This is a genomic window from Pseudomonas azotoformans, from assembly GCF_900103345.1.
GTDB lineage: Bacteria > Pseudomonadota > Gammaproteobacteria > Pseudomonadales > Pseudomonadaceae > Aquipseudomonas > Aquipseudomonas azotoformans.
The window spans coordinates 6191304-6211389 of sequence record NZ_LT629702.1; the positions used below are offsets into that span (position 1 = coordinate 6191304).

A 20086-nucleotide genomic window follows, 5' to 3' on the forward strand; every position below is an offset into this window, starting at 1 on the left:
GAATGCGGAGAAATTAGATGAGTGCGCTTTACATGATTGTCGGCACCCTGGTTGCTCTGGGTGTGCTGGTTACCTTCCACGAATTCGGTCACTTCTGGGTGGCACGTCGTTGCGGCGTCAAGGTATTGCGCTTTTCCGTCGGCTTCGGCATGCCGCTGTTGCGCTGGCACGACCGTCGTGGCACTGAGTTTGTGATTGCAGCCATCCCGTTGGGTGGCTACGTCAAGATGCTCGATGAGCGCGAAGGGGAAGTGCCCGCAGACCAGTTGGACCAATCTTTCAATCGCAAGACCGTTCGTCAGCGTATTGCCATTGTTGCCGCTGGTCCGATCGCCAACTTCCTGTTGGCGATGGTGTTCTTCTGGGTATTGGCCATGCTGGGTAGCCAGCAGGTTCGCCCGGTCATCGGTGCAGTTGAATCGGACAGCATCGCCGCCAAGGCAGGGCTGGTTGCTGGACAAGAAATTGTTTCCATTGATGGCGAACCCACCACAGGTTGGGGGGCAGTCAATTTGCAGTTGGTGCGTCGCCTGGGTGAAAGCGGCACCGTGAATGTAGTGGTACGCGAGCAGGACTCCACGGCCGAGAGCCCGCGTGAGCTGGCTCTCGACCACTGGCTCAAGGGCGCTGATGAGCCTGATCCGATCAAATCCCTGGGTATACGTCCATGGCGTCCGGCCTTGCCGCCGGTGCTTGCCGAGCTGGACCCGAAGGGCCCGGCCCAGGCTGCGGGGCTGAAAACCGGCGATCGCCTGTTGGCCCTGGATGGTCAACCGTTGGGTGATTGGCAGCAGGTAGTCGATCTGGTTCGTGTACGTCCTGATACCAAAATTGTGCTGAAAGTTGAACGCGACGGTGCTCAAATCGACGTCGCTGTGACCTTGTCGGTTCGCGGGGAAGCCAAGGCGGCCGGGGGTTACCTGGGCGCTGGAGTCAAAGGTGTCGATTGGCCGCCATCGATGGTGCGTGAGGTGAGTTTCGGGCCGTTGGCGGCGATTGGCGAGGGTGCGAAACGCACCTGGACCATGAGTGTGCTGACCCTGGAATCCCTCAAGAAAATGTTGTTCGGCGAGCTCTCGGTAAAAAACTTGAGTGGACCGATAACCATTGCTAAAGTGGCGGGCGCTTCTGCCCAGTCGGGTGTCGCGGATTTCCTGAATTTCCTGGCTTATCTGAGTATTAGCCTGGGGGTTCTGAATTTGCTGCCCATTCCGGTATTGGATGGGGGGCATCTGTTGTTTTATCTGGTCGAGTGGGTGCGTGGTCGCCCCTTGTCGGATCGGGTGCAGGGTTGGGGGATACAGATCGGTATCAGTTTGGTGGTCGGGGTGATGTTGTTAGCCCTGGTCAACGATCTGGGTCGACTGTAACGCTTCGCTGAATTGCGAATCTGCCGCATTTTGCGGCAGTTTGTTTATTGCCAGTTGGAATAAGAAAGGACTTCATGAAACGTCTGCTGCTAACTGCGGTTCTCACCGTATTGATGATCGCCGAAGTTCACGCCGAGTCCTTCACCATCTCCGATATTCGCGTCAACGGCCTCCAGCGGGTTTCCGCGGGTAGCGTCTTTGGTGCCTTGCCGTTGAACGTTGGGGAACAGGCTGATGACCGTCGCCTGGTGGAATCCACTCGTGCGCTGTTCAAAACCGGTTTCTTTCAAGACATCCAACTGGGTCGCGAAGGCAACGTCCTGGTCATCACCGTCGTCGAGCGACCTTCCGTCGCCAGTATCGAGATCGAAGGCAACAAAGCGATCTCGACTGAAGACTTGATGAAAGGTCTGAAGCAATCCGGCCTGGCCGAAGGCGAGATCTTCCAGCGCGCCACCCTCGAAGGTGTGCGTAACGAGCTGCAACGCCAGTACGTTGCCCAGGGCCGCTACTCCGCGACCGTGGAAACGGAAGTGGTGCCGCAGCCGCGCAACCGTGTCGGCCTCAAGGTCAACATCAACGAAGGTACCGTTGCGGCGATTCAGCACATCAACGTGGTGGGCAATACCAAGTTCTCTGATGACGACCTGATCGACCTGTTCGAACTCAAGACCACCAACTGGCTGTCGTTCTTCAAGAACGATGACAAGTACGCCCGTGAAAAGCTTTCCGGTGACCTGGAGCGCCTGCGCTCCTACTACCTGGACCGTGGCTATATCAACATGGATATCGCTTCGACCCAGGTGTCCATCACCCCGGACAAGAAGCACGTCTACATCACCGTCAACGTCAACGAAGGCGAGAAGTACAAGGTTCGTGACGTGAAACTGAGCGGCGACCTCAAAGTGCCTGAAGACCAGGTCAAGGCGCTGCTGCTGGTGCAGAAAGACCAGGTGTTCTCGCGCAAGCTGATGACCACCACGTCCGAACTGATCACCCGTCGCCTGGGCAACGAGGGCTATACCTTCGCCAACGTCAATGGCGTGCCGACGCCCCATGATGATGACCACACCGTGGACATCACCTTCGTGGTCGATCCAGGCAAGCGTGCCTACGTAAACCGTATCAACTTCCGTGGCAACACCAAGTCTGCGGACGAAGTGCTGCGTCGTGAAATGCGTCAGATGGAAGGTGGCTGGGCCTCGACCTACCTGATCGACCAGTCCAAGACCCGTCTTGAGCGTCTGGGTTTCTTCAAGGAAGTCAACGTCGAAACCCCGGCCGTACCGGGTGTGGATGATCAGGTTGACGTGAACTATGCCGTGGAAGAACAGGCATCGGGCTCCATCACCGCCAGCGTCGGCTTTGCACAGAGCGCCGGCCTGATCCTCGGTGGTTCGATCACCCAGAACAACTTCCTGGGTACCGGTAACCGAGTGTCCATTGGCCTGACCCGAAGTGAATACCAGAGCCGATATAACTTTGGTTATACCGACCCCTACTGGACTGCTGACGGTGTGAGCCTGGGCTACAACGCCTTCTATCGCACCACCGACTACAAAGACCTCGACGTTGACGTAGCCAGCTATGCAATCGACAGTCTTGGTGCTGGTGTCAACGTTGGTTACCCGATCAGCGAGACCTCGCGTCTGACGTTCGGCCTGACTGCGCAACAGGATGAAATCAAGACCGGTGTCTACACCGTGGACGAAATCTTCGATTTCACCCGTCGCGAAGGTGACAAGTTCCTCAACTTCAAGGCGTCCGCCGGCTGGTCCGAGTCGACCCTGAACAAAGGTGTACTGGCAACCCGTGGTCATTCCCAGAGCCTGACCCTGGAAACCACCACGCCGGGCAGCGACCTGTCGTTCTTCAAGCTCGACTATCGCGGCCAGCTGTTCCAGCCATTGAGCGACAACTACACCATGCGCCTGCACACTGAGTTGGGTTATGGCGATGGTTATGGTTCCACCAACGGTCTTCCGTTCTACGAGAACTACTATGCGGGTGGCTTCAACTCCGTACGTGGTTTCAAAGACAGCACACTGGGCCCGCGTGGTACTCCGAGCCGTGGTGTGGGTGTAACCGGTAACCAGGGCACTGTGGTTGACTCCGACAACGATCCACTGCCGTTCGGTGGTAACGTCTTGATCCAGGGTGGTGCGGAGATCCTGTTCCCGCTACCGTTCGTGAAAGATCAGCGTTCCTTGCGTACTTCGGTATTCTGGGACGTGGGTAACGTGTTCGACTCCAAGTGCGAGCAGATCACCAACCCAAGCGGTGTGAAGTCCAAAACCGAGTGCAACGACGTGAGCCTCAGTAACTTGGCAAGCTCCGTGGGTGTGGGTGTGACCTGGGTGACTGCGCTTGGCCCATTGAGCTTTGCTCTGGCCATGCCGATCAAAAAACCGGATAACGCTGAAACCCAGATTTTCCAATTCTCCCTCGGCCAGACGTTCTAAGCGTCTGACCCAAGATAACGACAACGGATTCTGTAGGAGTACATCGTGCGTAAGTTGACTCAATTGGTGCTGCTGGCAACCGTGCTGGTAGCAACCCCGGCCTTCGCCGAAATGAAAATCGCCGTCCTGAACTATCAGATGGCCCTACTGGAATCCGATGCGGCCAAGAAATACGCCGTGGATGCCGAGAAGAAATTCGGTCCGCAACTGACCAAGCTCAAGACCCTGGAAAGCAGCGCCAAGGGCATCCAGGATCGTCTGGTCGCCGGTGGTGACAAGATGCAGCAAGGCGAGCGCGAGCGTCTGGAGCTTGAATTCAAGCAAAAGGCCCGTGACTACCAGTTCCAGTCCAAAGAACTGAACGAAGCCAAAGCTGTTGCTGACCGCGAAATGCTGAAACAGCTGAAGCCGAAACTCGACAGCGCTGTGGAAGAAGTCATCAAGAAAGGTGCCTTTGACCTGGTGTTCGAGCGTGGCGCTGTGATCGACGTCAAGCCTCAATACGACATCACCCGTCAGGTGATCGAGCGCATGAACCAGCTGAAGTAAGCCATGACCGCGACTATCAAACTCGGCGAGTTGGCCGAGTTCCTGGGGGCCGCCTTACGTGGCTCCCCGGAGAAGGAAATTACTGGGCTAGCCACCTTGCAGGAGGCTGGCCCAGCTCAGTTGAGCTTCCTCGCAAACCCCCAATATCGTAAATACCTGGTCGACAGCCAAGCCGCAGCCGTGTTGCTGAAGGCTGCTGACGCCGAAGGGTTTGCCGGGGATGCGCTGGTGGTGGCCGACCCGTACCTTGCGTATGCGCGGGTGTCGCATCTGTTTGATCCGAAACCCAAGGCCGCCGGCGGTATTCACCCGTCTGCTGTGATCGCCGGTGATGCCCAGGTTGACCCTGCTGCCAGCATCGGTGCCTTTGCGGTGATCGAGAGTGGTGCGCGCATTGCGGCGGGTGTGACCATTGGTGCCCATTGCTTTATCGGTGCGCGCTGCGAAATCGGCGCAGGCGGTTGGCTGGCGCCCCGCGTAACCCTGTACCACGACGTGCGTATCGGTGAGCGTGTGGTCATCCAGTCGGGTGCCGTGATCGGTGGTGAAGGCTTTGGCTTTGCCAATTCCAAGGGCATCTGGAACAAGATTGCTCAGGTCGGCGGTGTATTGATCGGCGACGACGTGGAAATTGGCGTGAACACCGCTGTCGATCGCGGGGCCCTGGCCGATACCGTGATCGGCAACGGCGTGAAGCTCGACAACCAGATCCAGATCGCCCACAACGTGCAGATTGGCGATCACACCGCCATGGCAGCATGTGTGGGTATCTCCGGCAGCACCAGAATCGGCAAGCATTGCATGCTCGCGGGTGGCGTCGGGCTGGTGGGGCACATCGATATTTGCGACAACGTCTTCATCACCGGCATGACCATGGTCACCCACTCGATTACCGAGCCCGGGGCCTATTCTTCCGGTACCGCCATGCAGCCTGCGGCTGAATGGCGCAAGAGTGCAGCGCGGTTGAGGCAGCTCGACGACATGGCTCGACGTCTCAAACAGCTGGAAAAGCGTGTTGGGGACGTGACCCCTGGCGGTAATGCTTCATCAGAAGGCTGATACCATTTCCATATCAAGTGTGCACAGCCGCTAGACTGCCTCCTTGATTTGCTAGCGGGGCGTGCTTTTAGTTCGCCCGCCCCCAATCTTTATTACAGGCTTCCCCCCGAAATGATGGACATCAACGAGATTCGCGAATACCTGCCTCACCGTTACCCGTTCCTGCTGGTGGATCGCGTAGTGGACCTCAACGTCGAGGAAAAGCGCATTCGTGCCTACAAGAATGTCAGCATCAACGAACCGTTCTTCAATGGTCACTTTCCGGCGCATCCCATCATGCCGGGCGTGTTGATCATCGAAGCGATGGCCCAGGCTGCCGGTATCCTTGGTTTCAAAATGCTTGACCTCAAGCCCGCCGACGGCACGCTTTACTACTTCGTGGGCTCCGACAAGTTGCGTTTCCGCAACCCGGTTACCCCGGGTGACCAGTTGATCCTGGAAGCCAAGTTCATCAGTTGCAAGCGCCAGATCTGGAAATTCGAATGCCAGGCCTCGGTAGATGGCAAGCCGGTGTGCTCCGCCGAGATCATCTGTGCGGAACGCAAACTATGAGTTTGATTGACCCTCGCGCAATCATCGATCCGTCGGCCATTCTGGCCGCCGACGTTGAGGTCGGCCCCTGGTCGATCATCGGCGCAGGTGTGGAAATCGGCGAGGGGACTGTCATCGGGCCGCACGTGATCCTCAAAGGTCCGACCCGCATTGGCAAACACAATCGCATCTACCAGTTCTCTTCGGTAGGCGAAGACACCCCGGACATGAAGTACAAGGGTGAAGAGACTCGTCTGGTAATCGGTGATCACAACATCATCCGTGAAGGCGTGACCATTCACCGTGGCACCGTGCAGGATCGGGCCGAGACCACGCTGGGTGACCACAACCTGGTCATGGCCTATGCCCATATCGGCCACGACAGTGTGATCGGCAACCATTGCATCCTGGTCAACAACACGGCGTTGGCCGGCCATGTGCATGTTGATGATTGGGCGATCCTGTCCGGTTTTACCCTGGTGCATCAGTACTGCCATATCGGCGCCCACAGCTTTTCCGGCATGGGCACCGCCATCGGCAAGGATGTTCCGGCATTCGTCACGGTATTCGGCAACCCCGCCGAAGCCCGTAGCATGAATTTCGAAGGCATGCGTCGTCGGGGTTTCAGCGAAGAAGCCATCCATGCGCTGCGCCGCGCCTACAAGGTGGTTTACCGCCAGGGGCTCACGGTGGACCAGGCGTTGACCCAACTGACCGAGCCGGCAGCGTTGTTTCCGGAAGTCGCGGTGTTCCGTGACTCGATCCAGGCGTCGACTCGCGGCATCACCCGCTGATCATGGCTAATGTGCGTATCGCGCTGGTGGCCGGGGAAGCTTCCGGCGACATTCTGGGCGCAGGTCTTATGCGGGCCCTCAAGGCTCAGCATCCGGCAGTCGAATTCATCGGTGTCGGCGGTCCGCTGATGCAGGCGGAGGGGCTTACGTCCTACTTCCCCATGGAGCGTTTGTCGGTCATGGGGCTGGTCGAGGTGCTGGGTCGCCTGCGCGAGCTGCTGGCCCGTCGCAAGCTGCTGATCCAGACCCTGATCGAAGAAAAGCCCGACGTGTTCATCGGCATCGACGCGCCGGACTTCACCCTCAATATTGAACTCAAGTTGCGTCAGGCCGGGATCAAGACCGTGCACTACGTCAGTCCGTCTGTCTGGGCGTGGCGGCAGAAGCGCGTGCTGAAGATCCGCGAAGGCTGCGACCTGATGCTGACCTTGCTGCCGTTCGAAGCGCGGTTCTATGAAGAAAAGGGCGTGCCGGTGCGGTTTGTCGGGCACACCCTGGCCGACACTATTCCTTTGCAGGCGGATCGCGCGGCCGCGCGTGCCGAGTTGGGCTTGCCCGACGGCCCCTTGGTTGCGTTGATGCCGGGCAGCCGGGGCGGCGAAGTCGGTCGCCTGGCCTCGGTGTTTTTCGACGCTGCCGAGCGTCTGCAGGCCCTGAAGCCAGGCGTACGTTTCGTGTTGCCCTGCGCCAGCCCGCAGCGTCGTGTGCAGATCGAGACATTGCTGGAAGGGCACAACCTGCCGTTGACCTTGCTCGACGGCCAGTCGCACCTGGCCCTGGCGGCCTGTGATGCCGTGCTGATCGCGTCGGGTACAGCCACGTTGGAGGCCTTGCTGTACAAGCGGCCGATGGTGGTGGCCTACCGCTTGGCCCCGTTGACCTTCTGGATTCTCAAGCGCATGGTCAAAAGCCCTTACATCTCGCTGCCCAATTTGCTGGCCCAACGCCTGTTGGTGCCGGAGTTGTTGCAGGACGATGCGACGCCTGAGGCCCTTGCGCAAACCCTACTGCCCTTGATCGACGGCGGCGAAGAGCAGACCCGCGGTTTCGACGACATCCATCGCATACTGCGCCGTGATGCCTCGAACCAGGCAGCCGACGCCGTGTTGAGCTTGATTGGCCAGAAACAGGAAGCCTTATGACGACGCAAATGGGCCTTGATTTCAGCCTGGTTGCCGAAGCCCACGAACTGGTCGCCGGTGTCGACGAAGTCGGGCGCGGGCCTTTGTGCGGTGCCGTGGTCACGGCGGCGGTGATCCTTGATCCGAACCGCCCGATTCTCGGCCTCAACGACTCGAAGAAGCTCACTGAAGCGCGCCGCGAAAAGCTCTACGACGAGATCATCGAAAAAGCCCTGAGCTGGCATATCGCACGGGCTGAAGTCGAAGAAATCGACGAGCTGAACATTCTCCACGCCACCATGCTCGCGATGCAGCGTGCCGTTGAAGGCCTGCATATAACGCCAAAAATGGCGATGATCGACGGTAACCGTTGCCCCAAGCTGGCCATGCCCTCTGAGGCGGTGGTGAAGGGTGACAGCAAGGTGCCTGCCATCGCAGCCGCCTCGATCCTGGCCAAAGTCAGCCGTGATCGTGAAATGGCCGCCTTCGAATTGATCTATCCCGGCTACGGCATTAGCGGCCATAAAGGCTATCCAACGCCCGTTCATCTGGAAGCCCTGGCTCGGCTGGGGCCGACGCCGATCCACCGCCGCTCGTTCGCCCCGGTTCGCCAGGCCTATGAGCTGCGCGAGAGCCTCAACGAGGTGTAGTCGCAAGGCTGATGTTTTGCTCAAGGCCCGGTACAATCCGGGCCTTGTTGTTTTCCACGTATAAGAGATCACTATGCCGGCTTCATTCGTTCACCTACGCCTGCACACTGAATACTCCCTGGTCGACGGCCTGGTACGGATCAAACCGCTGGTCAAAACCCTGGTGGGCATGAACATGCCTGCGGTAGCGGTCACCGATCAGAACAACATGTGTTCCCTGGTCAAGTTTTACAAGAACGCCATGGGGGCCGGCATCAAGCCGATCTGCGGTGCCGACCTGTGGCTGTCCAACAAAGACCCGGACAACCCCCTGAGCCGCATCAGCCTGCTGGCGATGAACGGCGTGGGTTATCGCAACCTCACCGAGCTGATTTCCCGTGGCTTCATCGACGGCCAGCGCAATGGTTCGATCATCATCGAGCGCGAATGGGTCGCCGAGGCCAGCGAAGGCCTGATCATGCTGTCGGCCGCCAAAGAGGGCGAGATCGGCATTGCATTGTTGGGCGGCAACCCTCAAGAAGCCGAAGTGCTGGCCAAGGAATGGATGCAGGTCTTCCCCGACCGTTTCTACCTGGAAGTCCAGCGCACCAACCGCCCCAACGATGAAGAACACCTGCACGCGGCCGTGGCCCTGGCCGACAAGCTGGGCGCGCCTCTGGTGGCGACCAACGATGTGCGCTTCATCAAGAAGGAAGACTTCGAAGCCCACGAAACCCGCGTGTGCATCGGTGAAGGCCGGGCCCTGGATGACCCGCGTCGCTCGAAGAACTATAGCGAAGAGCAGTACCTCAAAAGCGCCGATGAAATGGCCGAGCTGTTCAGCGACCTGCCCGAGGCCCTGGAAAACTCCGTCGAGATCGCCAAGCGCTGCAATATCGAAGTGAAGCTGGGCAAGCACTTCCTGCCCAACTTCCCGATTCCGGATGGCATGACCATCGACGAGTACTTCCGCAAAGTCTCGTTCGACGGCCTGGAAGAGCGTTTGTCAGTCCTGCTGCCCAAGGACACCACCGAAGATTACGAGGCCAAGCGCCAGGTCTATGTAGACCGGCTGAATTTCGAGCTGGATATCATCATCCAGATGGGCTTCCCCGGTTACTTCCTGATCGTGATGGACTTTATCCAGTGGGCCAAGAACAACGGCGTGCCGGTTGGCCCGGGCCGGGGGTCAGGTGCCGGTTCGCTGGTGGCCTACGTGCAGAAGATCACCGACCTTGATCCGTTGGAATATGACCTGCTGTTCGAGCGGTTCCTGAACCCGGAACGGGTTTCCATGCCCGACTTCGACGTCGACTTCTGCATGGATGGCCGTGACCGTGTGATCGAATACGTGGCCGAGAAATACGGCCGCAACGCGGTAAGCCAGATCATCACCTTCGGTTCCATGGCGGCCAAAGCGGTAATCCGCGACGTGGCCCGGGTGCAGGGCAAGTCCTACGGCCTGGCGGATCGCCTGTCGAAGATGATCCCGTTCGAAGTCGGCATGACCCTGGAAAAGGCCTACGAGCAGGAAGAAATCCTGCGCGACTTCATCAAGGTCGATGAAGAAGCGGCCGAGATCTGGGAGATGGCCCGCAAGCTTGAAGGCGTGGTGCGTAACGTCGGTAAGCACGCCGGTGGCGTGGTCATCGCGCCGACAAAGTTGACTGACTTTTCGCCGATCTATTGCGATGAAGAGGGCGACGGCCTGGTCACCCAGTTCGACAAGGATGATGTGGAGGCGGCCGGCCTGGTGAAGTTCGACTTCCTCGGTCTGCGGACCCTGACGATCATCGATTGGGCGCTCAAGACCATCAACCGCGACCGCGCCAAGGTGGGCGAAGAACCTCTGGACATCGCTTTCATCCCGCTGGACGACAAGCCGACCTACACCCTGCTGCAAAAAGCCGAAACCACGGCGGTGTTCCAGCTTGAATCCCGCGGCATGAAAGAGCTGATCAAAAAGCTCAAGCCCGACTGCCTGGAAGACTTGATCGCATTGGTGGCCCTGTTCCGTCCGGGCCCTCTGCAATCGGGCATGGTGGATGACTTTATCAACCGTAAGCACGGGCGTGCCGAACTGGCCTACCCGCACTCGGACTACCAATACGAAGGCCTCAAGCCCGTATTGGCGCCGACCTACGGCATCATCCTGTATCAAGAACAGGTGATGCAGATTGCCCAGGTGATGGCTGGTTATACCCTGGGTGGCGCGGATATGCTGCGCCGAGCCATGGGTAAGAAGAAACCCGAGGAAATGGCCAAGCAGCGCGGCGGTTTCATTGAAGGCTGTGCGACCAACAATATCGACGCCGACCTTGCGGGTAACATCTTTGACCTGGTAGAAAAATTTGCCGGTTACGGCTTCAACAAGTCTCACTCCGCCGCCTACGGCCTGGTGTCGTACCAGACCGCCTGGCTGAAAGCCCACTACCCGGCGCCGTTCATGGCGGCGGTACTTTCGGCGGATATGCACAACACCGACAAGGTCGTGACCTTGATCGAGGAAGTGCGCACCATGAAGCTGCGCCTCGACGCACCGGACGTGAACGCCTCGGAGTTCAAGTTCACGGTGAACGACGAAGGTCGCATCATCTATGGCCTGGGCGCGATCAAGGGCGTAGGCGAGGGGCCGGTGGAAGCCATCACCGAAGCGCGCCAGGACGGTCCGTTCAAAGACTTGTTCGACTTCTGCGCACGGGTTGACCTCAAGCGCATCAACAAACGAACCCTCGATGGCCTGATCCGCAGCGGCGCGCTCGACCGTCTCGGCCCGTATTTCCATGATGAGCCCAAGGCTTATCAGGCGAACATCGACCGTAACCGTGCGGTGCTGCTCACCGCCATGGAAGAAGCGATCAAGGCAGCCGAGCAGACTGCACGCACCCATGACAGCGGCCATGCCGACCTGTTTGGCGGGTTGTTCGTCGAAGAAGACGCGGACGTCTACGGTAACCACCGCAAGGCCAAGGAGTTGACCCTCAAGGAGCGCCTCAAGGGTGAGAAAGACACCCTGGGCCTGTACCTGACCGGCCATCCGATTGACGAATACGAAGGTGAAATCCGCCGCTTCGCCCGTCAGCGCATCATCGACCTGAAACCGGCGAGGGACACCCAGACCGTCGCCGGCATGATCATTGCCCTGCGTGTGATGAAGAACAAGAAGGGCGACAAGATGGGGTTTATCACCCTCGACGACCGCTCGGGCCGCATCGAAGCATCGCTGTTTGCCGACGCGTTCCACTCCGCCCAGTCGTTGTTGCAGACCGATGCCATGGTGGTCGTGGAAGGGGAGGTCAGCAACGATGACTTCTCCGGTGGCCTGCGCCTGCGCATCAAGCGGGTGATGAGCATGGAAGATGCGCGCACCAATCTGGCCGAAAGCCTGCGTTTGAAGGTGAAAACCGAAGCGCTCAAGGGCGATCAGCTACGCTGGTTGGGCGACCTGCTCAAACGCCACCGTGGTGCATGCCCGGTGACCATGGAATACACCGGCAATGACGCCAAGGCCATGTTGCAGTTTGGCGAGACCTGGCGAATTGATCCTGCGGATGGCTTGATTCAAGCTTTGCGTGACCAGTTCGGGCGAGACAACGTCTTCCTCCAATACCGTTGACGGTCAGATACGTCTGACCTCGGCTGAACATTTAATCTCGACCTAAACGCGCCTCTCCCTTAAGGTAGGGCGCGAATAGACAACCGGCTGGCCAGGCACGCCCTGGCCGTCGACCCAAGACGGACGCTTATGAACCCGAATTTTCTTGATTTCGAACAGCCGATCGCTGACCTGCAAGCCAAGATCGAAGAGCTGCGCCTGGTCGGCAATGACAATTCGCTGAATATCGGCGATGAAATCTCCCGCCTGCAAGACAAGAGCAAAACGCTCACCGAAGACATCTTCGGCAAGCTGACCAGCTGGCAGATCGCGCGCCTGGCTCGCCACCCGCGCCGTCCGTACACCCTGGACTACATTCAGCACATTTTCACCGAGTTCGACGAGCTGCATGGCGACCGCCACTTCTCCGACGACGCCGCCATCGTGGGCGGTATCGCCCGCCTGGACGACCAGCCGGTAATGGTGATCGGTCACCAGAAAGGCCGTGAAGTGCGCGAGAAAGTCCGCCGCAACTTCGGCATGCCACGTCCAGAGGGCTACCGCAAGGCGTGCCGCCTGATGGAAATGGCCGAGCGCTTCAAGATGCCGATCCTGACCTTTATCGACACCCCAGGCGCTTATCCTGGGATCGACGCCGAAGAGCGCAACCAGAGCGAGGCCATCGCCTGGAACTTGCGCGTCATGGCGCGCCTGAAAACCCCGATCATCGCCACCGTGATCGGTGAAGGCGGTTCCGGCGGTGCCCTGGCAATCGGCGTCTGCGACCAGCTGAACATGCTGCAATACTCGACCTATGCGGTGATCTCGCCGGAAGGTTGCGCCTCGATCCTGTGGAAAACCGCCGAAAAGGCACCGGACGCTGCCGAAGCCATGGGCATCACCGCCGATCGCCTCAAAGGCCTGGGGATCGTGGATAAAGTGATCGCCGAGCCATTGGGCGGCGCCCACCGTGACCCGGCTGCCGCTGCGGCGACCATCCGTGCCGAACTGGGCTCGCAACTGGCGATGCTCAAGAAGCTGGATAACGAAGCGCTGCTGGCCCGTCGTTACGAGCGTCTGATGAGCTACGGTCTCTAAGACCCACGCAATACCCAAATGTGGGAGGGGGCTTGCCCCCGATTGCTGAGTGTCAGTCAATGTATCCAGGGCTGAACCACCGCGATCGGGGGCAAGCCCCCTCCCACATTTGCTTTGTGTATGCTTGGTGGGCGTATTCCAGATCACAGGCGGTAACTTGTTATGAAGCCGGCTCTGCCCGCCAGACTCTTGCAAACCCTGGCCCCCTGGCGCAGCGCCCCGGCCTGGCACATTGCATTCTCCGGTGGCCTTGATTCCACCGTCCTGCTGCACCTCCTGGCCAACCTGGCCCAAACCGAAACCCTGCCCCCCCTCAGCGCTGTGCATGTCCACCATGGCCTGCAAGCTGCCGCCGACGCGTGGCCGGCTCATTGCCAATCGATCTGTGACAGTCTGGGCGTGCGTTTGCGCGTGATGCGTGTGCAGGTGCGACCCGGCGCCAGTCTTGAGCGTGCCGCCCGTGACGCGCGTTACCAGGCTTTTACCGAGGTGGCCGGGGCAGGGCAGGTAGTGCTGACGGGCCAGCATCGCGATGATCAGGCTGAAACCCTGTTGTTTCGACTGCTGCGTGGGGCTGGGGTGCGTGGGCTGGCAGCGATGCCCGTGCAGCGTCGATTGGCAGGTGGCGACTTGGTGCGGCCGCTGTTGAATGTCTCCAGGGCGGAGTTGGAAGCCTACGCCCACACGCATCAGCTCCAATGGATCGAAGACCCTTCCAACGCAGATTCGCGGTTCTCCCGTAATTACCTGCGACACCGCGTGCTTCCTGTACTGATGGAGCGTTGGCCCCAGGCCGTCTCAAGCCTGGCGCGCACCGCCGAACACCTGAGTGAAGCCCAAGGCCTGCTCGATGAGCTGGCGCAGATGGACCTGCAGGCCGCCGACCAACCGTCCCCCTTTCCGTGGCTGCCTCTACCGTCCTTGGCCCTTGCACCGCTGCGCGAGCTTTCCGACGCCCGTCAGCGCAACGCCCTACGTCATTGGCTGACGCCGCTGACGCGACTGCCCGACAGCGATCACTGGGCAGGCTGGTATTCCCTGCGCGATGCCAAGGGTGACGCACAACCTCTATGGCGCCTGGCCGACGGCGAGTTGCACCGTAGCGGCGAACGCATCTGGTGGCTGCCTATCGCATGCTCGGAATTTTCTGACGCATCGCTGAGCTGGCCCGATCGGCAAAACCCACTAGAGTTACCCGGCAATGGCCAGTTGACGTTCACCGGCAAGGTGCCCGAAGGGCCGCTGGAGATTCGTTACCGCCAGGGCGGCGAAATCATCGAAGTACCCGGTCGCGGCCGACGTGATTTGAAGCGCCTGCTTAACGAAAGTGGCCTGCCGGGCTTCGTCCGTGGCAGATTGCCGCTGCTGTATCGAGGCCCGCAGTTGCTGGGTGCGCCCAGCCTTGCAGGACTGTGGCCGGCACCGAGTGATGACTGGCAATTACATTGGATGCCACAGATCTGCGATCAAGGTTTGAGCTGATAGCGCCTTTCCGGTAGACTACGCTCCCTTCTTGATACAACTTCTGTGGATTCGACTGAATCGCAGCAGTTGCCGATTACCAAGCAGTCTTTGCTGGGCGATTCCAAAAAATGTGTAGCGATCAACGTACCGGTGTTTCATTGCTGGTCTGTCACCACGCGGCGGTTTTTTTGAAAGGTGCACTGTGATTAATGCAGGTGATCGGGGGCTTCGGCCTTCCTTCGCTTTCCCCGGCGGCTCGGACCGCTTTAACGCAGACTTCTAGGGTTTTTCATGACGCGCTACATATTCGTCACGGGCGGTGTTGTTTCTTCATTGGGGAAAGGCATTGCCTCCGCTTCATTGGCGGCCATCCTGGAGGCGCGGGGACTTAAGGTCACCATGCTCAAGCTGGACCCGTACATCAACGTTGACCCGGGCACCATGAGCCCGTTCCAGCACGGTGAAGTGTTCGTCACCCACGACGGCGCCGAAACCGACCTGGACCTGGGCCACTACGAGCGGTTCATCCGCACGACCATGACCCAGAACAACAACTTCACCACCGGCCGTGTCTACGAGCACGTGCTGCGCAAGGAGCGCCGTGGTGACTACCTGGGTGCAACGATCCAGGTGATCCCGCACATCACCGACGAAATCAAGCGCCGCATCATCAAGGGTGCTGGCGATGCCGACGTGGCGATGGTCGAGATCGGCGGCACCGTCGGTGACATCGAATCCCAACCGTTCCTCGAAGCTATCCGCCAGTTGCGTTTCGAAGTCGGCGCCAAGCGCGCGATGCTGATGCACCTGACCCTGGTGCCGTACATCGCCACCGCCGGCGAGACCAAAACCAAGCCTACCCAGCACTCGGTCAAGGAACTGCGTTCCATCGGCCTGCAGCCGGACGTGCTGGTCTGCCGCTCCGATCACCCGATCGACATTTCCTCGCGCCGCAAGATCGCGCAGTTCACCAACGTTGAAGAACGTGCGGTGATCGCGCTGGAAGACGCCGACACCATCTACAAGATCCCGGGCATCCTGCATTCGCAAGGCCTGGATGACTTTGTGGTCGAGCGCTTCGGCCTGCAATGCAACGGCGCAGACCTGTCCGAGTGGGAAGCCGTGGTTGACGCCAAGCTCAACCCTGAGCACGAAGTCACCATCGCCATGGTCGGCAAGTACATGGAACTGCTGGACGCGTACAAGTCGCTGATCGAAGCGATGAGCCACGCCGGTATCAGCAACCGTACCAAGGTCAACCTGCGCTACATCGACTCCGAAGACATCGAGAACCAGGGCACCGCGCTGCTCGAAGGTGTCGACGCGATCCTCGTGCCGGGCGGTTTCGGCCTGCGTGGCGTGGAAGGCAAGATCACCGCGGTTCAGTACGCTCGTGAAAACAAGGTGCCTTACCTGGGTATCTGCCTGGGCATGCAAGTGGCCGTTATCGAGTTCGCCCGTAACGTGCTGGGCTGGAAAGATGCCAACTCCACCGAGTTCGACAGCAAGAGCGGCCACCCGGTCGTGGGCTTGATCACCGAGTGGGAAGATGCCACCGGTGCCGTCGAGACCCGTACCGAAGCCTCCGACCTGGGCGGCACCATGCGCCTTGGCGCGCAGGACTGCCTGCTGGAACCGGGCTCGCTGGTTCACGGTTGCTACGGCAAGGACGTGATCGTCGAGCGTCACCGTCACCGCTACGAAGTGAACAACAACCTGCTGCCGCAGATCAAAGAGGCCGGCCTGAAAATCTCCGGTCGCTCCGGTGACGGCGCGCTGGTTGAAGTGGTCGAGGCGCCGGATCATCCGTGGTTCGTGGCGTGCCAGTTCCACCCTGAGTTCACCTCGACGCCGCGCGACGGTCACCCGTTGTTCAGCGGTTTCGTCAAGGCAGCCCTGACGCAACACCAGAAGAAGGCGTAACCCTGATGGCCCAGAAGATCATTCGCGTAGGCGACATCGAGATTGCCAACGACAAGCCCATGGTGCTGTTCGGCGGCATGAACGTGCTGGAAAGCCGCGACATGGCGATGCAGGTCTGTGAAGAGTACGTGAAGGTCACCGAGAAACTCGGTATCCCCTACGTGTTCAAGGCCAGCTTCGACAAGGCCAACCGTTCGTCCGTGACCTCCTATCGCGGCCCGGGCCTTGAAGAAGGCATGCGGATCTTCCAGGACATCAAGCAAGCCTTCGGTGTGCCGATCATCACCGACGTCCACGAGCCTGAACAGGCTGCCGTGGTCGCCGAGGTGTGCGACATCATCCAGTTGCCGGCCTTCCTGTCGCGCCAGACCGACCTGGTTGTCGCGATGGCCAGGACCGGCGCTGTGATCAATATCAAGAAAGCCCAGTTCCTCGCGCCCCAGGAGATGAAACACATCCTGAACAAGTGCGTGGAAGCGGGTAACGACCAGTTGATCCTCTGCGAGCGCGGTTCGAGCTTCGGCTACAACAACCTCGTGGTGGACATGCTTGGTTTCGGCATCATGAAACAGTTCGAATACCCGGTGTTCTTCGACGTGACCCACGCGCTGCAAATGCCCGGTGGTCGCGCCGATTCCGCGGGCGGGCGCCGTGCCCAGGTGCTGGACCTGGCCAAGGCAGGCATCAGCCAGTCCGTGGCTGGCCTGTTCCTGGAAGCCCACCCGGACCCGGACAACGCCAAATGCGACGGCCCCTGCGCCCTGCGCCTGGACAAGCTGGAGCCGTTCCTGGCCCAGCTCAAGCAGTTGGACGAACTGGTCAAGAGTTTTCCGACGGTAGAGACCGCGTAAGCGTCGTTTCTCCGGTAGACTTTCCCACGCTTTACGCTCAGGCCTGCGGGCCTGGGCCTTGTCGCCTGCAAGCCTGCCCCGTTGTTCCACCCTTGCGGTCGGTCAAAAGATTCCCTTCAGCTGCGTCGTTTTCGTCAACTTTGGAGTGTTTACAACAATGGCAAAAATCGTCGACATCAAAGGTCGTGAAGTTCTCGACTCCCGTGGCAACCCCACCGTCGAAGCCGACGTGCTTCTCGATAACGGCATCATCGGCAGCGCCTGCGCGCCGTCCGGTGCTTCTACCGGTTCGCGCGAAGCGCTGGAACTGCGTGATGGCGACAAGAGCCGTTACCTGGGCAAAGGTGTACTGAAAGCCGTAGCCAACATCAACGGCCCGATCCGTGACCTGTTGCTGGGCAAGGACCCGCTGGACCAGAAAGCCCTGGACCACGCGATGATTAAGCTCGACGGCACCGACAACAAAGGCAGCCTGGGCGCCAACGCCATCCTCGCCGTGTCCCTGGCCGCTGCCAAGGCCGCCGCACAGGACCAGGACCTGCCGCTGTACGCGCACATTGCCAACCTGAACGGCACCCCGGGTGTCTACTCGATGCCGGTGCCGATGATGAACATCATCAACGGTGGCGAGCACGCCGATAACAACGTCGACATCCAGGAATTCATGGTGCAGCCGGTCGGCGCCAAGTCCTTCTCCGAAGGCCTGCGCATGGGCACCGAGATTTTCCATCACCTCAAGGCTGTGCTGAAGGCCCGTGGCCTGAGCACTGCGGTGGGTGACGAAGGTGGTTTTGCACCGAACCTGGCGTCCAACGAAGATGCACTGAAAGTGATCTCCGAAGCCGTGGCCAATGCTGGCTACAAGCTGGGCACCGACGTGACCCTGGCCCTGGACTGCGCGGCCAGCGAGTTCTACGAGGACGGTAAGTACAACCTGTCCGGCGAAGGCCAGGTGTTCAACTCCGAAGGTTTCGCCGAATACCTGAAGGGCCTGACCCAGCGCTACCCGATCATCTCGATCGAAGACGGCCTGGACGAGTCCGACTGGGACGGCTGGAAAATCCTCACCGACAAGATCGGCGAGAAAATCCAACTGGTGGGCGACGACCTGTTCGTGACCAACACCAAGATCCTGAAAGAAGGCATCGATAAAAAGATCGCCAACTCGATCCTGATCAAGTTCAACCAGATCGGCACCCTGACGGAAACTCTTGAAGCCATCCAGATGGCCAAGGCTGCGGGCTACACCGCCGTGATCTCGCACCGTTCCGGTGAAACCGAAGATTCGACCATTGCCGACCTGGCCGTGGGCACCTCGGCTGGCCAGATCAAGACCGGTTCCCTGTGCCGTTCCGACCGTGTTTCCAAGTACAACCAATTGCTGCGTATCGAAGAGCAACTGGCTGGCAAGGCCAAGTACAACGGTCGCGGCGAGTTTCGCGGTTGATCGCAAGTTGATGGTAAAGCATGGTAAAAAGTCGGCGGATTGCGTCGGAAAACTCACGACAGTGTGGATTTCGGCGCTAATCTGATGGCTATCAAGCACAAGCCTGGTTTTTCCAGGCTTCGTGCTATCAGTTGCTGCAAAAGTTTTGCATGGCGGTCTTTTTTCACTGGATACCCGATATTCGATGCGCAGTCCCAATTGGTTGTTCCTCGTCTTGCTCTTGTTGCTGGCTGGCCTGCAGTACCGCCTATGGGTGGGTAATGGCAGCTTTGCGCAGGTAAAAGACCTGACCCAGCAAATTGCCGACCAGCACGCCGAAAACGAACGCCTGCTGGAGCGCAACCGCGTCCTCGATGCCGAAGTGCTTGAGCTGAAAAAAGGTACGGAGACCGTTGAAGAGCGGGCTCGTCATGAATTGGGCATGGTCAAGGAGGGTGAAACCCTCTACCAGTTGGCCCAATGAGTAGCCGTTTGCCGGCCTTCTGGGCCGTGATTCCTGCCGCGGGCGTTGGTGCCCGTATGGCCGCGGACCGTCCCAAGCAATATCTGCAACTGGGCGGGCGCACTATTCTCGAACACAGCCTTGGCTGTTTTCTTGACCATCCGGACCTTAAAGGGTTGGTGGTCAGTCTTGCTGTAGATGATCCTTACTGGCCCAACCTGTCTTGCGCCAACGACCCTCGCATTGTGCGTGCGGACGGCGGCGACGAGCGTTCGGGGTCTGTACTCAATGCGCTGCTGCAACTCAATGCCCTGGGCGCCAGCGATGACGATTGGGTGCTGGTCCACGATGCGGCACGCCCGAACCTGAGCCGCGATGATCTCGACAAGTTATTAAATGAGCTGGCGAACGACCCTGTGGGTGGTCTGCTGGCCGTGCCGGCCCGCGACACCCTCAAGCGCGTCGACAAACATGGCCGCGTAGTCGAGACCGTCGATCGCAGCCTGATCTGGCAGGCTTATACACCGCAGATGTTCCGCCTGGGGGCTTTGCATCGTGCCTTGGCCGACAGCCTGGTGGCGGATGCGGTGATTACCGACGAGGCGTCGGCGATGGAATGGTCTGGCCAGGCGCCACGATTGATCGAAGGGCGCTCGGACAACATCAAGGTGACCCGCCCCGAGGATCTCGAGTGGTTGCGCTTGCGGTGGGCCAACCGCAGGTAATCCGCGATACCGTGTCGACCTCATCG

The 20086-nt window shown here is 59.6% G+C and carries 16 protein-coding genes; all 16 read left to right on the forward strand.

Features of this window, described 5'->3' with window-relative positions:
- Nucleotides 1–17: 17 nt before the first annotated feature.
- The 16 genes from rseP to ispD all read left to right on the forward strand — a co-directional run bounded on the left by rseP (nucleotide 18) and on the right by ispD (nucleotide 20060).
- Nucleotides 18–1370 (forward strand): sigma E protease regulator RseP, encoded by a 1353-nt coding sequence (rseP, locus tag BLR69_RS28075; protein ID WP_071496934.1) that lies wholly within the window; start codon nucleotides 18–20, stop codon nucleotides 1368–1370.
- Nucleotides 1371–1444: 74 nt separating this feature from the next.
- Nucleotides 1445–3832, forward strand: coding sequence for an outer membrane protein assembly factor BamA (gene bamA, locus BLR69_RS28080; protein WP_071496933.1), 2388 nt, complete (start codon nucleotides 1445–1447; stop codon nucleotides 3830–3832).
- Between the two features lie 45 nt (nucleotides 3833–3877).
- Nucleotides 3878–4381, forward strand: coding sequence for an OmpH family outer membrane protein (locus BLR69_RS28085; protein ID WP_003219314.1), 504 nt, complete (start codon nucleotides 3878–3880; stop codon nucleotides 4379–4381).
- A 3-nt stretch (nucleotides 4382–4384) separates the two neighbouring features.
- Nucleotides 4385–5440, forward strand: a complete 1056-nt coding sequence (gene lpxD / locus BLR69_RS28090) for a UDP-3-O-(3-hydroxymyristoyl)glucosamine N-acyltransferase (RefSeq protein WP_071496932.1) — start codon at nucleotides 4385–4387, stop codon at nucleotides 5438–5440.
- A 111-nt stretch (nucleotides 5441–5551) separates the two neighbouring features.
- Entirely contained in the window at nucleotides 5552–5992 is a 441-nt protein-coding gene (gene fabZ / locus BLR69_RS28095) for a 3-hydroxyacyl-ACP dehydratase FabZ (RefSeq protein ID WP_003172281.1), read from the forward strand.
- Nucleotides 5989–6765 (forward strand): acyl-ACP--UDP-N-acetylglucosamine O-acyltransferase, encoded by a 777-nt coding sequence (lpxA, locus tag BLR69_RS28100; protein ID WP_071496931.1) that lies wholly within the window; start codon nucleotides 5989–5991, stop codon nucleotides 6763–6765. Before fabZ ends, lpxA begins: the two co-directional genes overlap by 4 nt.
- Nucleotides 6766–6767: 2 nt before the next feature.
- Nucleotides 6768–7907 (forward strand): lipid-A-disaccharide synthase, encoded by a 1140-nt coding sequence (gene lpxB, locus BLR69_RS28105; protein ID WP_071496930.1) that lies wholly within the window; start codon nucleotides 6768–6770, stop codon nucleotides 7905–7907.
- A complete protein-coding gene (gene rnhB, locus BLR69_RS28110) occupies nucleotides 7904–8536 on the forward strand; it encodes a ribonuclease HII (RefSeq protein ID WP_071496929.1) in 633 nt (210 codons plus the stop codon). The genes lpxB and rnhB overlap by 4 nt, the downstream gene beginning before the upstream one ends.
- A 73-nt stretch (nucleotides 8537–8609) precedes the next feature.
- Entirely contained in the window at nucleotides 8610–12131 is a 3522-nt protein-coding gene (gene dnaE, locus BLR69_RS28115) for a DNA polymerase III subunit alpha (protein ID WP_071496928.1), read from the forward strand.
- A 129-nt stretch (nucleotides 12132–12260) separates the two neighbouring features.
- Nucleotides 12261–13208 carry an acetyl-CoA carboxylase carboxyltransferase subunit alpha gene (locus BLR69_RS28120; protein ID WP_058425278.1) on the forward strand — a complete coding sequence of 316 codons (948 nt, stop codon included), beginning with the start codon at nucleotides 12261–12263 and terminating at the stop codon, nucleotides 13206–13208.
- Between the two features lie 162 nt (nucleotides 13209–13370).
- Nucleotides 13371–14690 carry a tRNA lysidine(34) synthetase TilS gene (gene tilS / locus BLR69_RS28125; protein ID WP_071496927.1) on the forward strand — a complete coding sequence of 440 codons (1320 nt, stop codon included), beginning with the start codon at nucleotides 13371–13373 and terminating at the stop codon, nucleotides 14688–14690.
- A gap of 273 nt (nucleotides 14691–14963) precedes the next feature.
- The gene (locus BLR69_RS28130) at nucleotides 14964–16595 is read left to right on the forward strand and encodes a CTP synthase (RefSeq protein ID WP_071496926.1); all 1632 of its coding nucleotides are present in this window, start codon (nucleotides 14964–14966) and stop codon (nucleotides 16593–16595) included.
- A gap of 5 nt (nucleotides 16596–16600) precedes the next feature.
- Nucleotides 16601–17446, forward strand: coding sequence for a 3-deoxy-8-phosphooctulonate synthase (gene kdsA, locus BLR69_RS28135; protein ID WP_071496925.1), 846 nt, complete (start codon nucleotides 16601–16603; stop codon nucleotides 17444–17446).
- 157 nt (nucleotides 17447–17603) lie between these two features.
- Nucleotides 17604–18893, forward strand: a complete 1290-nt coding sequence (gene eno / locus BLR69_RS28140; protein WP_058425275.1) for a phosphopyruvate hydratase — start codon at nucleotides 17604–17606, stop codon at nucleotides 18891–18893.
- 184 nt (nucleotides 18894–19077) lie between these two features.
- Nucleotides 19078–19356, forward strand: a complete 279-nt coding sequence (gene ftsB / locus BLR69_RS28145; protein WP_003172294.1) for a cell division protein FtsB — start codon at nucleotides 19078–19080, stop codon at nucleotides 19354–19356.
- On the forward strand, nucleotides 19353–20060 hold the full coding sequence (gene ispD / locus BLR69_RS28150) for a 2-C-methyl-D-erythritol 4-phosphate cytidylyltransferase (protein ID WP_071496924.1): 708 nt from the start codon (nucleotides 19353–19355) through the stop codon (nucleotides 20058–20060). The genes ftsB and ispD overlap by 4 nt, the downstream gene beginning before the upstream one ends.
- Nucleotides 20061–20086: the final 26 nt, after the last annotated feature.